The 14,441-nt window shown below is 62.7% G+C and carries 10 protein-coding genes; 7 read left to right on the top strand and 3 right to left on the bottom strand.

What is annotated here, in order from left to right:
• The first annotated feature begins 207 nt into the window (after positions 1 to 207).
• Positions 208 to 1,008: an MOSC domain-containing protein gene (locus ACZ0AV_RS21810; protein ID WP_499152951.1), complete on the top strand. Its 801-nt coding sequence runs from the start codon at positions 208 to 210 to the stop codon at positions 1,006 to 1,008.
• A gap of 196 nt (positions 1,009 to 1,204) precedes the next feature.
• On the opposite strand, the gene ACZ0AV_RS21815 is transcribed toward ACZ0AV_RS21810, so the two are convergent.
• Positions 1,205 to 3,130 (bottom strand): transglycosylase SLT domain-containing protein, encoded by a 1,926-nt coding sequence (locus tag ACZ0AV_RS21815; RefSeq protein WP_499152952.1) that lies wholly within the window; start codon positions 3,128 to 3,130, stop codon positions 1,205 to 1,207.
• A 382-nt stretch (positions 3,131 to 3,512) separates the two neighbouring features.
• Between ACZ0AV_RS21815 and ACZ0AV_RS21820 the strand changes: the two genes are divergently transcribed.
• Positions 3,513 to 5,441, top strand: a complete 1,929-nt coding sequence (locus ACZ0AV_RS21820) for an ATP-binding cassette domain-containing protein (RefSeq protein WP_499152953.1) — start codon at positions 3,513 to 3,515, stop codon at positions 5,439 to 5,441.
• 92 nt (positions 5,442 to 5,533) lie between these two features.
• On the opposite strand, the gene ACZ0AV_RS21825 is transcribed toward ACZ0AV_RS21820, so the two are convergent.
• Positions 5,534 to 5,971: a universal stress protein gene (locus ACZ0AV_RS21825; protein WP_499152954.1), complete on the bottom strand. Its 438-nt coding sequence runs from the start codon at positions 5,969 to 5,971 to the stop codon at positions 5,534 to 5,536.
• 86 nt (positions 5,972 to 6,057) lie between these two features.
• On the opposite strand from ACZ0AV_RS21825, the gene ACZ0AV_RS21830 reads away from it, so the two are divergent.
• Positions 6,058 to 6,495 carry a hypothetical protein gene (locus ACZ0AV_RS21830; protein WP_499152955.1) on the top strand — a complete coding sequence of 146 codons (438 nt, stop codon included), beginning with the start codon at positions 6,058 to 6,060 and terminating at the stop codon, positions 6,493 to 6,495.
• Positions 6,496 to 6,530: 35 nt separating this feature from the next.
• Here the strand turns inward: ACZ0AV_RS21830 and ACZ0AV_RS21835 are convergent, their stop codons facing one another.
• Positions 6,531 to 7,358, bottom strand: a complete 828-nt coding sequence (locus tag ACZ0AV_RS21835; protein WP_499152956.1) for a hypothetical protein — start codon at positions 7,356 to 7,358, stop codon at positions 6,531 to 6,533.
• Positions 7,359 to 7,790: 432 nt separating this feature from the next.
• Here ACZ0AV_RS21835 and fadB point away from each other — a divergent pair, with 432 nt between their 5' ends.
• From fadB to topA, 4 genes are all read left to right on the top strand, one after another.
• On the top strand, positions 7,791 to 9,938 hold the full coding sequence (gene fadB, locus ACZ0AV_RS21840) for a fatty acid oxidation complex subunit alpha FadB (protein WP_499152957.1): 2,148 nt from the start codon (positions 7,791 to 7,793) through the stop codon (positions 9,936 to 9,938).
• Positions 9,939 to 9,968: 30 nt separating this feature from the next.
• Positions 9,969 to 11,144, top strand: a complete 1,176-nt coding sequence (gene fadA, locus ACZ0AV_RS21845) for an acetyl-CoA C-acyltransferase FadA (RefSeq protein ID WP_070882004.1) — start codon at positions 9,969 to 9,971, stop codon at positions 11,142 to 11,144.
• A gap of 147 nt (positions 11,145 to 11,291) precedes the next feature.
• Positions 11,292 to 11,528, top strand: coding sequence for a DUF1653 domain-containing protein (locus tag ACZ0AV_RS21850; RefSeq protein ID WP_499152958.1), 237 nt, complete (start codon positions 11,292 to 11,294; stop codon positions 11,526 to 11,528).
• A 267-nt stretch (positions 11,529 to 11,795) separates the two neighbouring features.
• Positions 11,796 to 14,402 (top strand): type I DNA topoisomerase, encoded by a 2,607-nt coding sequence (topA, locus tag ACZ0AV_RS21855; protein ID WP_499152959.1) that lies wholly within the window; start codon positions 11,796 to 11,798, stop codon positions 14,400 to 14,402.
• Positions 14,403 to 14,441 lie beyond the last annotated feature (39 nt).

Below are 14,441 nucleotides of genomic sequence, written 5' to 3' on the forward strand. Positions count from 1 at the left end.
AGGGTGCGCAGCCGCCGCTGGGCGTCGGCCTTGTAGGGTTCAATGCAGCGCAACAAGGCGGGTCTGCTGTTCACCGCCGCCGCGACGTGCGCGTGCTCGTCGGTGTAGTTGGTCTGTGGCAACCCTGGATGGCGCGAGTGAATGGCTTGAGCCGTGGCGGTGGTTTGCGTATAACCGCCGTTTCGCTCATGTCAGGACGCCGAGCTCATGCACCTTTCATCGCTCTACCGCTTTCCTCTCAAGTCCGCCGTGGGCGAGTCGTTGGGCAGCCTGCAGCTCGACGGCCTGGGAGTCGTCGGTGATCGCCGCTGGATGCTGGTGAGCGCCGAGAATGGCCGCTTCCTGACCCAGCGAACCTTTGCGCAGATGAGCCATTTGACGGCGCGCTGGAACGAGGCAGGCGGCCTGACGCTAAGCGCACCTGGCCAGCCTGTTCTGGATGTCGCCTTGCCGGATCCCGATGACTCGCTGCGCGGTGTGATCATCTGGCGCGACACCCTGCGCGTGCCGGATGCCGGCGAGGAGGCCGCAGCCTGGGTCAGCGCCTTCATGGGCAAGCCCTGCCGCCTGGTGCACGTGCCCGCCGAGCGGGCACGGTACATCGAGGGCAACGTGACCGGGAACGAGAAAGTCGGATTCGCCGACGGCTTTCCGTTGTTGCTGATCGGCCAGGCCTCGCTGGATGATCTCGAAGCCCGAGTAGGCAGGCCGCTGAGCATGCTGCGCTTTCGCCCCAATCTGGTGGTGGAGGGCAGCGAACCCTACGCCGAGGACAGCTGGAAGCGCATTCGTATCGGCGATGTCGAGTTCACTGTCGCCAAAGCCTGCTCGCGCTGCATCATTACCACCATCGACCCGCAGACCGGCGAGCGCAGCGCCGATCGTGAGCCGCTGACCACCTTGCGCAGCTATCGTCAGCGTGAGGGCGAGATTCAATTCGGGCAGAACCTGATCAATCACGTCAGCGGCGAACTGCGCCTTGGCATGCCGGTGCACGTGCTGGAATAGCAGGGGGGCAATGCCGCAGCCGGCAACGACGCGGGGGCCGTGCGCTACCGCCGCGCTCGTGTTGGGCGCTGCGAGCTCGGCGCCATCTGAAGACGGCAATCACGGCCATGCGCGGCAATTTCACGCTGCCGCTAGGGTACCCGTCAGGTTGCTGCCCGGGTACCGTAACGCGTGATGGCGCTGGTTGCGCTTGAGCTCACTGATCGAAGTAGCGCTCGTGCCAGCCGACCAGCGGTTGCGGTGCGTTGAGCTTGTCACCGTAGATCACCGCGTACGACAGCACATTCTGCACGTACTGGCGGGTCTCATTGAATGGAATGTTCTCGACCCACACGTCGTACGCCAGGTGGTCGGCATCGCGCAGCCATTGCCGCACCCGGCCAGGGCCGGCGTTGTAGGCAGCCGAGGCCAGCACGCGGTTGCCGTTGAACTGCCCGTAGATCTGGCTCAGGTAGGCCGTACCCAACTGGATGTTGACGCTCGGCAGCAGTGTATTGTTGGGGTTGCTCAACGCAATGCCGAACTTGCGCGCGGTCTCCTTGGCGGTGGCCGGCATGACCTGCATCAGGCCCATGGCCCCGGCGTGGGACTTGGCGTCCGCCATGAAGCCGCTTTCCTGACGGGTGATGGCGAAGACCCAGCTGGAATGCAGGCCGCGCTTCTTGGCTTCGGCGGTCAGCGGCTCGCGGTAGGCCATGGGAAAGCGCACATCGAGATCGTCCCAGTACTTGGCCTGGCTGATGGTGCGAATGGCCGGGAAATACCATTCCATGTCGTAGGCCAGGCGGGCTTGGGCCACCAACTCGTCACGGTCGAAATGGAGGCTGGCGTGGTACCACTCGCGGCGGCCGTCGACGATCTGCCCGCGGTCGTGGAATTCCATGGCGCGGCGGATGCCCGGCGCATTGCGTACTTTCTTCATCACGCTGGCACTGAGCGGCAGCGGCGCGTTTTTCAGGAAGTAGGGTTCTTTGACCTGATCGGCCGCCATGAAACCGTAGAAGTCCCGCTCCTTGGCCAGATCGTGGAACAGCGGCTGTGCTGCCGTGCCGTTGGGCTGCGCCAGTTGCAGGCTGCGCGCCTTCCAGTAACGCCAGCGATTGGTGCTGGCCAGGGATTCGGGCATGCGGCTGATCAGGGCGTAGGCCTCGTCCCAGCGACCCAGGCGCAGCAGCAGGCGCGCGCGCCATTCACTGACCGTGTCATCGCGCAGGTTGGGGTCGTATTGGGCCATGATCGCCAGCGCGCGCGGGTCGAAGCGGCGCGCCAGGGTCAGGCCGATCTCGCTGGCGATGGCCACCTTCTCCTGCTCGGAGAACTGCATGCGCCGGGCATAACCCTCGAGCAGGCTCAGCGCCTGCTCCGGGTCCTGGCGGGCGAGACGGCGCAGGCCGAGGCTGACCACGTCGCCCATGGCATCGTCGGCCGGCGCGAAGCGAGCGGCCTGGGTGAGCATCTGCGGTTTCTGGGCGACGTCCACCAGCAGTTTGCCGTGGTTGGCGAGGGTGGGCAGGTCTTTGCTCAGAAAGGTGGCCAGGCTGTAGTTGCGCGCTTCGGCGGCCAGCTTGGTGCGCTGCCAAAGGCGCTGTTCGGTAAGCTGCCCTTCGGCTGCCCAGCGGTCGAACAGGCGGTCACAGGCTTCGGGCTGGGACTTGCCCACCAGCCATAGTTTCTCGGCGCTGGCATAACCCTCGGCGGTCTGCCCCTGAATGAGCTGGCGCTGGCCGTTGAGGCAGTCCAGTTCGGTGAAGTTGAGTGCCGGGTCGTAGTATTTGGCGAAGGTCTGCCACTCGCCGCGCTCGGCCAGCCAGCGCAGCCAGCGCAGCTTCATCCAGCTGGCCTGCGGCAGGTCGCCGTGGGCGGCGAGAAACCTCTCGATCTCGGCGTTGCTGGCCCATTTCAGGCGCGCGGTGAGTTCCTCATAGGCCAGGTAAGGCGTCAGCGGATAATCGCGCAGGGCGCTGGCGTACCGTTCGAAGGGGCCCTTGTCGCCCTTGGCCAGCGCGGCCTTGGCCTCGTCGTAGTACTGGCGCTGCTGCTGCAGGCTGGCAGCGTGGCTGAACGTGGATGTAGCGGCGCAAAGAATCAGGCAGGACAGCAGACTGGGCAAACGACAGCGCATGGCACTTCCGGGGATCATCTCGTGAACGGGCGCGATCTGGCTGATGCCGGTCGCTCGATGCCCTTGGGGCGATTGCCGTTTCAGCGCGGCTGGCTGGCTCGGCAGTTGCGGGCGCGCTAATGACAATGGGCGTTAGCTTAGCCTTTTGCCCGCTCGGCGCGAAAGGCCCGCAGCAGCCTTGCGCATGTCTGTTTATGTCACATCGACGGCCGGCACTGACGGGCTCACAGACGCCGAGGGCCTTCTCGGTTAGAATATGCGCCCGGTTTTCGGCTGGCGTGTGCGCCGGCCAGATCAGTTTTCGTGGTGGTTGGCCACCGGCGCACGTCTTGCTGACGTTGCGTGCCCCTGACGATCACCCCAGCGCATTTCGAGGCAACCCATGACCCTGCTCAAGTTCACCGATGTTTCCCTGGCCTTTGGCGCCATGCCGCTGCTGGACAAGGTGTCTTGGCAGATTGCTCGCGGCGAGCGGGTGTGCATCATCGGCCGCAATGGCACTGGCAAGTCGAGCATGCTCAAGTTGGTCAAGGGCGACCAGAAACCCGATGACGGCGCGGTCTGGCGTGCGCCGGGGCTGAAGATCGGCGAGTTGCCGCAGGAATTGCCGGTGGCCGATGGGCGTACCGTGTTCGACGTGGTTGCCCAGGGCCTCGATGGCGTTGGCGAGCTGCTCGCGCAGTACCATCACCTGGCGCAAAACTGCGTCACCGAAGACGACCTGAACAAGCTGATGCACGTTCAGCAGGAGCTCGAGGCCCGCGATGGCTGGCGGCTCCAGCAACTGGTCGACAGCACCCTCAGCCGCCTGCAGTTGCCGGCCGACAAGACCCTCGCCGAGCTTTCCGGTGGCTGGCGTCGCCGTGTATTGCTGGCCCAGGCGCTGGTCAGCGAGCCCGATCTGCTGCTGCTCGACGAGCCGACCAACCACCTGGACATCGGTGCCATCGCCTGGCTTGAAGAGGCCATCAAGGAGTTTCAGGGCGCCGTGTTGTTCATTACCCACGACCGGGCCTTCCTGCAAAGCCTGGCCACACGCATCCTCGAACTGGACCGCGGTGGGCTGATCGACTGGAATGGCGATTACGCGAGCTTCCTGGTGCACAAGGAAGCTGCGCTGGCCGCTGAAGAAACCGCCAATGCGCTGTTCGACAAGAAACTGGCCCAGGAAGAAGTGTGGATTCGCCAGGGCATCAAGGCGCGGCGTACCCGCAACGAAGGCCGTGTGCGCGCCCTCAAGGCCTTGCGCATGGAGCGCAGCGACCGCCGCGAGCGCACCGGCAAGGCCAACATCCAGCTCGATGTGGCGGACAAGTCCGGCAAGCAGGTGATGGTGCTGCAGCACGTCAGCTTCGCCCACCCCGACGGCCCGCTGTTGATCAAGGATTTTTCCATGGTGCTGCAGCGCGGTGACCGTATCGGCCTGCTCGGCGCCAACGGCACCGGCAAGACCACGCTGCTCAAGCTGATGCTCGATGGCCTGCAGCCGACCACCGGCAAGGTGGAGCAGGGCACCAAGATCGAAGTCGCTTATTTCGATCAGTTGCGCCACCAGCTCGACCTGGAAAAGACCGTGATCGACAACATCTCGGAGGGTCGCGATTTCATCGAGATCGACGGCCAGAACCGTCATGTGCTCAGTTACCTCGGCGACTTCCTGTTCAGCCCGCAGCGGGCCCGTACGCCGGTCAAGGCGCTGTCCGGTGGTGAGCGCGCGCGGTTGCTGCTCGCCAAGCTGTTCAGCAAGCCCGCCAACCTGCTGGTGCTCGACGAACCGACCAACGACCTCGACGTGGAAACCCTGGAGCTGCTTGAAGAGGTGCTGGCGAACTTCAAGGGAACCGTGCTGATGGTCAGTCACGATCGGGCCTTCCTCGACAACGTGGTCACCAGCACCCTGGTGTTCGAAGGCGAAGGCAAGGTGCGTGAATACGTTGGCGGCTACCAGGACTGGTTGCGCCAGGGGGGCTCGCCGCGCTTGCTGGGCGTGGGCGAGACCAAATCCGGCAAAGCCGAACTGGGTTCGGCGGTCGTCGAGGCGCCGGTCGCGGCCCCGGTTACCGAACCTGAAGCGCAAGCCGCGCCAGCGGCCAGGAAGAAACTCAGCTACAAGCACCAGCGCGAACTGGATGCCATGCCTGAGCAGATCGATGCCATCGAGCAAAAGATTGCCGAACTGGAGGCGAGGATCGCCGATCCTGTGTTCTATCAGCAGTCCAGCGAGCAGACAGCGGCGGTTTTGGCGCAATTGCAGGCACAGCAGGAAGAGCTGGAGCGCCTGGTCGAGCGCTGGGCCGAGCTGGAAGGTTGATCGCATCACTGGGTGGCACGACTCGTCGCTGCCCAGTGAATAACGTCGAAAACTGAACGCCGGGCTGATGCCCGGCGTTGTTCGCTATAAAACTACTGTTTCTTCAGGCTGACCGCCAGCACGTCGCAAGGCGCACCATGCAGAACGTCATTCGCGGTCGAGCCGAGTAGCAGGGCCAGGCCATGTCGGCCATGGCTGCCGACGATGATCAGGTCGCAGTGCTGCTCGGCCGCCAGGCGGTGGATTTCCTGGCGTGGCTGACCATAGGCCAGGTGGCGGCTCTGCGCGCTGAGCTGGGGATACTTGAGCGCGAAGGCATCGAGGCGCTCCTTGGCCTGTTCGAACTGCTGTTGTTGCAGCATCGACAGGTCCATCGGCACGTCACCGCCGAAGGCCATGGCCATCGGTTCGACGATATGCACCACGGACAGGTTAGCCTGGGTGCTGCCCGCCAGGGCCTGGGCGCGCTTCATTACCGGGTCGCACTCCTCGGTCAGGTCGACGGCGACCAGAATGTGCTGGTAGGACATGAGAGTGTCTCCTTCAAGGTGACCAGTGATTTCAAGTAGGGCTGGGTTGAGCATTTACCACAGGTTAAGCGGTCGAGATAGAAATTATGACGGGATGGATCGTTGTTGCGTTACTGATTGTCGCGCTTAGCCCTCTGGTGTGGCTGGTGCCTTCGCGGCGTCAGCGCGGGCAGATGGATGTTCGTCTGCAGGCGCGCCGCATGGGGCTGACCATGCAGCTTGCCCGCACCGAGTGGCCATATTGGATGAGCAACACGCCACCCAGCCCGTGCCCGCAGTACCACCATCCGCGCCCCCGCGGGCGCCAGGACAGCTGGAGCTACTGGCAGAGCGTGCCCGGTACGTGGCTGAACAAATGGCAGGAGCCGTGCCCGGACCAGGTCCTGGCCGAGCAGCTTGCCAGCCTGCCACCCGACGTCTACCAGGCAGAGGCCACCCCGCAGATGATCGCGCTGTTCTGGGGCGAGCGGGCGCGGCCGGACGCGTTGCCGGCGATCGCCGCCTTTCTCAAGGCGCGCGCCTGAGGCGCCGCCTGCCGCTTGCCGAGTCAGCCTGGGCATCAGCGGGCGCTTGCGGCGTAAGGCCGGGCGTAGAGATCGGCGACGTCCAACAGGCCGCGAATGATGCTGTCCGAGTATTTGTTGACCAGGAACGGAACGCTGTTCTCGTTGTAGTTGCGCAGCGATGGCTCGATGTAGCGCCATTTGGTCGCCACGCCGTGCAGTCCCGCATCGATCGCCGCGCTGTTGCCGGGCTGGGCGCGTAAGGCCTGCAGGCGCGTGGAGAAATCCCCGACCAGCTCCTCGATCGGTCGCTCGCTGGCGTCCCCGGAAAAGCTTGCGCCCACCGATGCACTGCGCGCCGCGTAGTTCACCGCGATGTTCTGCATCAGCAGGGTGAGCTGGCGGGTGCCGTCGTACTGTGTGGATATCGCGCCCGGGTCGGTCCGGCGCATCGCTTCATACAGGCTCTGGCAGGTGGCGAGGACTTCCCGGTTGCGCGCCGCCATGTCGGCCACCGGCTGCAGGTCGGTGTAGCCCTGTTGGGCCAGGGTGCGCATGAGCGCCGTCATCTCGTCGTCATAGGCGTGCCATTGCCGTTGCAGCTGCGCGTACAGGCGGCTGGCGCCGACGTCCTGCATGCCCGCCAGTTGCTGCAATTGCTCGCGTGCCGTCTGGCGCGCGTCGTCGATCATCCGCGCATAGCGCTGATCGCCCTCCATGCTGTTGTACATATAGAAATCGCCCAGGCTCTTGTGCACCGCCAGGTGCAGGCGCTGTACCTGTTGCAGCTGGACCTGGGTATCGGCAGCGGCCGCCAGGCAGGGGAGCAGGAAAAAAGCCGTGAACAGGCTCGGCAGGGACAGGCCGCGCAGGCATTTCGGCATGCTGGTACCTCATGGAAGACACGTCGTTATTGTTGTTTTGGTCATTCGGTGCGAGCCGAATCGCGCGACTCTACCCGGCGTTGGCGTGTTTGGCCAGCGCGCGGTAGAGGCGGCGTCATGCCTGACGAATGGTGCGTTATCGACGGCGATGATCCGCTTTTCGCAGCAGGCTTTGCTGGTCATGGTGCAGTGGTAGTGACCGCAGCAACTCGCTACATACCGCCAATTGACAATCACCGGCTTTTCCGAGAAGGTGTGCTCACCCAAATCAAACGGGCGTATGAATTGAGTGTTTGCCTGCCCGGCGGCGCTCAATCAGCTCGAATACCGCATCGGTGGGTAGCAGATTTTCGTCTACGGTGTTTGGTGACGTGAGTGTGCTGGTTGGCTCCGGTGTGTACTGTTCAGATTCCCTAGCGTGGAGATCAGTTGATGATTTACGAAGGTAAAGCCATCACGGTTAAGGCTCTTGAAAGCGGCATCGTCGAACTCAAGTTCGATCTCAAGGGTGAATCCGTCAACAAGTTCAATCGTCTGACCCTGAGCGAGCTTCGTCAGTCCGTCGACGCGATCAAGGCCGATGCGTCGATCAAGGGCGTAATCGTCAGCAGCGGCAAGGACGTATTCATCGTCGGTGCCGATATCACCGAGTTCGTCGACAACTTCAAATTGCCGGAAGAGCAACTGGTCTCCATTAATCTGGAGGCGAACAGAATCTTCAGTGATTTCGAAGACCTCAACGTGCCTACCGTGGTGGCGATCAATGGCATCGCGCTGGGCGGTGGCCTGGAAATGTGCCTGGCCGCCGACTACCGGATCATGGCCGAAGGCGCCAAGATCGGTTTGCCGGAAGTCAAGCTGGGCATCTACCCGGGCTTTGGCGGCACCGTGCGCCTGCCGCGCCTGATCGGTACCGACAACGCCGTGGAGTGGATCGCCTCCGGCAAGGAAAATCGTGCCGATGAAGCCCTCAAGGTCGGTGCGGTGGATGCCGTGGTCAGCGCTGACAAGCTGCAGGCCGGTGCGCTGGACCTGATCAAACGCGCGATTTCCGGCGAGCTGGATTACAAGGCCAAGCGCCAGCCCAAACTTGAAAAACTCAAGCTCAACGCCATCGAGCAGATGATGGCCTTCGAGACCGCCAAGGGTTTCGTGGCCGGCCAGGCCGGGCCGAACTACCCGGCGCCGGTCGAAGCGATCAAGACCATCCAGAAGGCCGCCAATTTCGGCCGTGACAAGGCGCTGGAAGTGGAAGCTGCCGGTTTTGCCAAGCTGGCCAAGACCTCGGTTGCCGAAAGCCTGATCGGTCTTTTCCTCAATGACCAGGAATTGAAGAAAAAGGCCAAGGCTCATGACGCCATCGCTCACGACGTGAAACTGGCTGCCGTGCTGGGTGCCGGCATCATGGGCGGCGGTATCGCCTACCAGTCGGCGTCCAAAGGCACGCCGATCCTGATGAAGGATATCCGCGAGGAAGGCATCCAGATGGGCTTGGGCGAAGCCTCCAAGCTGCTGGGCAAGCGCGTTGAGAAAGGCCGCATGACCACTGCGCAGATGGCCGAGTCGTTGAGCGCCATCCGTCCGACCATGTCCTATGGCGATTTCGGCCACGTCGACATCGTCGTCGAAGCCGTGGTCGAGAACCCCAAGGTCAAGCAGGCCGTGCTGGCCGAGGTAGAGGCTGCGGTCAAGGAAGACACCATCCTGGCGTCCAATACCTCGACCATTTCCATCAGCCTGCTGGCCAAAGCGCTCAAGCGTCCGGAAAACTTCGTCGGTATGCACTTCTTTAACCCGGTGCACATGATGCCTCTGGTGGAAGTGATCCGCGGCGAGAAATCCAGCGACAAGGCGGTTGCCACTACCGTGGCGTACGCCAAGAAGATGGGCAAGAACCCGATCGTGGTCAACGACTGCCCGGGCTTCCTGGTCAACCGCGTGTTGTTCCCGTACTTCGGCGGCTTCTCCAAGCTGCTGAGCTTTGGAGTCGATTTCGCGCGCATCGACAAGGTCATGGAGCGGTTCGGCTGGCCCATGGGCCCTGCCTACCTGTCCGACGTGGTCGGTATCGACACCGGCCACCATGGCCGTGACGTGATGGCTGAAGGCTTTCCGGATCGTATGGCGGTGGAAGGCCGCACCGCGGTCGACGTGATGTACGAAGCCAATCGCCTGGGCCAGAAGAACGGCAAGGGTTTCTATGTCTACGAGACCGACAAGCGCGGCAAGCCGAAGAAGGTCAGTGACCCTGAGGCCTATGAGCTGCTCAAGCCGATCGTCGCCGAGCAGCGTGAGCTGAGCGACGAGGACATCGTCAATATCATGATGATCCCGCTGTGCCTGGAAACCGTGCGCTGCCTGGAAGACGGTATCGTCGAGACCGCCGCCGAGGCCGACATGGGCCTGATCTACGGTATCGGTTTCCCGCCGTTCCGTGGTGGTGCGCTGCGTTACATCGACAGCGTCGGGGTTGCCGAATTCGTGGCCCTGGCCGACAAGTACGCCGATCTGGGTGCGCTGTATAAGCCGACCGAGAAACTGCGTGAAATGGCCAAAAACGGCCAGACCTTCTTTGGTTAATCGCGCAACGATTGGAGCGAGAGTGAATTTATGAGCCTGAATCCAAGAGATGCAGTCATCGTCGACTTCGGCCGTACCCCGATGGGACGTTCCAAGGGCGGCATGCACCGTAATACCCGCGCCGAAACGATGTCGGCGCAGCTGATCAGCAAGCTGCTGGAGCGCAACGACAAGGTCGATCCCAAGGAAGTCGAGGACGTCATCTGGGGTTGCGTCAACCAGACCCTGGAGCAGGGCTGGAACATCGCGCGCATGGCGTCGCTGATGACCCAGATCCCGCACACCAGTGCCGGGCAAACCGTCAGCCGCCTGTGCGGCTCGTCGATGAGCGCCCTGCACACCGCGGTGCAGGCGATCCAGACCGGCAACGGCGACGTGTTCGTGGTTGGCGGCGTCGAGCACATGGGCCACGTCGGGATGATGCACGGCGTCGACCCCAACCCGCATCTGTCGCTTTACGCCGCCAAGGCGTCCGGCATGATGGGCCTGACCGCCGAGATGCTCGGCAAGATGCACGGCATCACCCGTGAAGCCCAGGACAAGTTCGGCGTGCGTTCGCACCAACTGGCCCACAAGGCCACCGTGGAAGGCAAGTTCAAGGACGAGATCATCCCCCTGCAGGGCTATGACGAGAACGGCTTCCTCAAGGTCTTCGACTACGACGAAACCATCCGCCCTGAAACTACCCTGGAGAGCCTGGCCAACCTCAAGCCGGCGTTCAATCCAAAGGGCGGTACCGTTACTGCGGGCACCTCGTCGCAGATCACCGATGGCGCCTCTTGCATGATCGTGATGAGCGCCCAGCGTGCTCAGGACCTGGGCATCCAGCCGATGGCCGTGGTGCGCGCCATGGCCGTGGCGGGTGTAGATCCGGCGATCATGGGTTACGGCCCGGTACCGTCCACCCAGAAGGCGCTCAAGCGCGCCGGCCTGACCATCGACGACATCGATTTCGTCGAGCTCAACGAAGCCTTCGCCGCCCAGGCCCTGCCTGTGCTCAAGGACCTCAAGCTGCTCGACAAAATGGAAGAAAAGGTCAACCTGCATGGCGGTGCCATCGCTCTGGGTCACCCGTTCGGTTGTTCCGGGGCGCGTATCTCCGGTACCCTGCTTAACGTGATGAAGCAGAACAACGGCACCTTTGGCGTGGCGACCATGTGCGTTGGCCTCGGCCAGGGCATCACCACGGTGTTCGAGCGCATCTGACGTTCGAGCGGTTGCACAACCGGGGCCAGTGCCCCGGTTTTTGTTTTTTGGCGCCGCCATTGACAGGCCCCGAGAGGAGCCGTCGTACCGCCAGACGAGCGGTCGGCTATTTGTATCGGACGAAAAATATTTCCAGGAAATTGAATGATGTCGCTGCAACCCGGTCTCTACCGTCACTACAAAGGTCCCGAGTACCGTGTGCTAGGCGTAGCCATGCATTCCGAGACCCAGGAGCAGGTCGTCGTTTACCAGGCGTTGTATGGTGAATACGGCCTCTGGGTGCGCCCACTGGAGATGTTCACCAGTGAGGTCGAAGTGGACGGCGAGCACGTTCCACGCTTTGCTTTTGTCGAGGGCGAACCGAGCGTTTTGCGTCGCCCTTGAGGCGGCTGCAAAAAAGCACTTGCCCTTGACCTTGGCTTGACCGCCACTATATATAGCGGGGCCAAAGCAGGTCGCAGGGTACTTCAAGTCGCTTGGAGAAGGGCTGGAGTAGCGTGATGCACGCGGCAGGCGCCACGTTCTCTGGCGTTCGTTCTGTCGAGCGAGCGCCTTCATCGCCGATGCGAGATGCATCGAGCCGATACGCCCAACAGTTTTTTCAGGCACTCGCTGCCTTTCCATTACCGAATTTCAGGAATTTTCCAATCCATGGGTAAATCGCTGGTCATCGTGGAATCCCCGGCCAAGGCCAAGACCATCAACAAGTACCTGGGCAGCCAGTACGTGGTGAAGTCGAGCATCGGCCACATCCGCGACCTCCCCACCAGTGGCTCGACGGCCGCGAAGGAACCCGTGAAGCGTGGCAAAGCCGCTGCGGGCGAAACCCCGGCGTTGTCACCGAAGGAAAAGGCCAAGCGCCAGCTGTTCACCCGCATGGGCGTCGACCCCGAACATGGCTGGAAGGCCAAGTACGAGATCCTGCCGGGCAAGGAAAAGGTGGTCGAAGAGCTTCGCCGTCTGGCCAAGGAAGCCGACACCATCTATCTCGCGACCGACTTGGATAGAGAGGGGGAGGCTATCGCCTGGCACCTGCGCGAATCCATCGGTGGCGACGACAGCCGCTACAAGCGCGTGGTATTCAACGAGATCACCAAGAAGGCCATTCAGGAGGCGTTTTCGGCCCCGGGTGAGCTGGACATCAATCGGGTCAATGCCCAGCAGGCGCGGCGCTTCCTCGACCGCGTGGTGGGCTACATGGTGTCGCCGCTGCTGTGGTCGAAGATCGCCCGTGGCTTGTCTGCCGGCCGCGTGCAGTCGGTTGCGGTGAAACTGGTGGTCGAGCGCGAGAAGGAAATCCGTGCGTTCGTGCCTGAAGAATATTGGGAAGTGCACGCAGATCTGGGTACCGCCAAAGGTGCTGACGTGCGCTTCGAAGTGGCCCGTGAGAACGGCGCTGCCTTCAAGCCGCTGAACGAAGCCCAGGCCATGGCTGCGCTGGCGACGCTCAAGTCGTCCAGCTACAGCATCGCCAAGCGTGAAGACAAGCCGACCAGCAGCAAGCCGACCGCCCCGTTCATTACTTCCACGCTGCAGCAGGCCGCCAGCACCCGCCTGGGCTTCGGCGTGAAGAAGACCATGATGATGGCCCAGCGTCTCTACGAGGCCGGCTACATCACCTACATGCGTACCGACTCCACCAACCTGTCGGCCGATGCCATCGAGATGGTGCGTGGTTTCATCGACAGTGAGTACGGCAAGAAATACCTGCCGGAGAAGCCGAACTTCTATTCCAGCAAAGAAGGCGCCCAGGAGGCGCACGAAGCGATTCGCCCCTCCGACGTCAACCTGCGCCCCAACCAGCTGTCTGGCATGGAGCGTGATGCCGAGCGTCTGTACGAGTTGATCTGGCGCCAGTTCGTGGCCTGTCAGATGCCGCCCGCCGAGTACCTGTCGACTACCGTGACCGTCACCGCTGCGCAGTTCGAGTTGCGCGCCAAGGGCCGTATCCTCAAGTTCGACGGCTACACCCGTGCGCAGCCACAGATGAGCAAGCCGGGCGACGATGCGGTGTTGCCGGAAATGAAACAGGGCGAGGCGCTCAAGCTGATCAAGCTTGACCCCAGCCAGCATTTCACCAAGCCGCCAGCGCGTTATTCGGAAGCCAGCCTTGTCAAGGAAATGGAAAAGCGCGGGATCGGTCGCCCGTCCACCTACGCGGCGATCATTTCCACCATCCAGGATCGCGGCTACGTGGCGTTGCACAACCGGCGCTTCTATTCCGAGAAGATGGGCGACATCGTCACCGAGCGCCTGTCCGAGAGCTTCTCGGACCTGATGGACTACGGCTTCACCGCGGGCATGGAAGAGAATCTCGACGATGTGGCCCAGGGCGAGCGCGAGTGGAAGCACCTGCTCGACGAGTTCTATGGCGATTTCAAGAAGAAGCTCGAAGTGGCAGCCGACGGCGACAACGGCATGCGGGCCAATACGCCGACCCTGACCGACATCCCGTGCCGCGACTGTGGCCGGCCGATGATGATTCGCACCGCCTCGACCGGTGTGTTCCTTGGCTGCTCGGGCTACGCCCTGCCGCCAAAAGAGCGCTGCAAGGCCACGGTGAACCTGGTACCCGGTGACGAGATTGCCGCCGATGACGAGGGTGAGTCGGAGTCGCGCGTGCTGCTCGGCAAGCACCGCTGCCCGATCTGCGCCACCGCGATGGATGCCTACCTGCTGGATGAAACCCGCAAGCTGCACATCTGCGGCAATAACCCGGACTGCGCCGGTTATGAGATCGAGCAGGGTCAGTTCCGCATCAAGGGCTACGAAGGGCCGAGCCTGGAGTGCGACAAGTGCGGTAGCCAGATGCAGCTCAAGACCGGCCGTTTCGGCAAGTTCTTCGGCTGCACCAACAGCGAATGCAAGAACACCCGCAAGTTGCTGCGCAGTGGTGAGCCTGCGCCACCGAAGATGGATGCGGTGAAGATGCCGGAGCTCAAGTGCGAAAAGGTCGACGATACCTACGTGCTGCGTGACGGTGCTTCCGGTTTGTTCCTGGCTGCCAGCCAGTTCCCGAAAAACCGCGAGACCCGCGCGCCGCTGGTGCTCGAGCTGATCCCGCACAAGGACGAGATCGATCCGAAGTATCACTTTCTGATCGATGCGCCGGCCAAGGATCCCGAAGGCCGTGCCGCGGTGATTCGCTACAGCCGCAAGACCAAGGAGCAGTACGTGCAGACCGAAGTGGACGGCAAACCCACCGGTTGGAAAGCGTTCTTCGATGGCGGCAAGTGGAAGGTCGAAGACAAGCGTTGATCGGCGCCAGGCATGCCCGCCAGGGCGTGCCTGAGCATC

It is taken from the genome of Pseudomonas sp. AC532, from assembly GCF_979258965.1.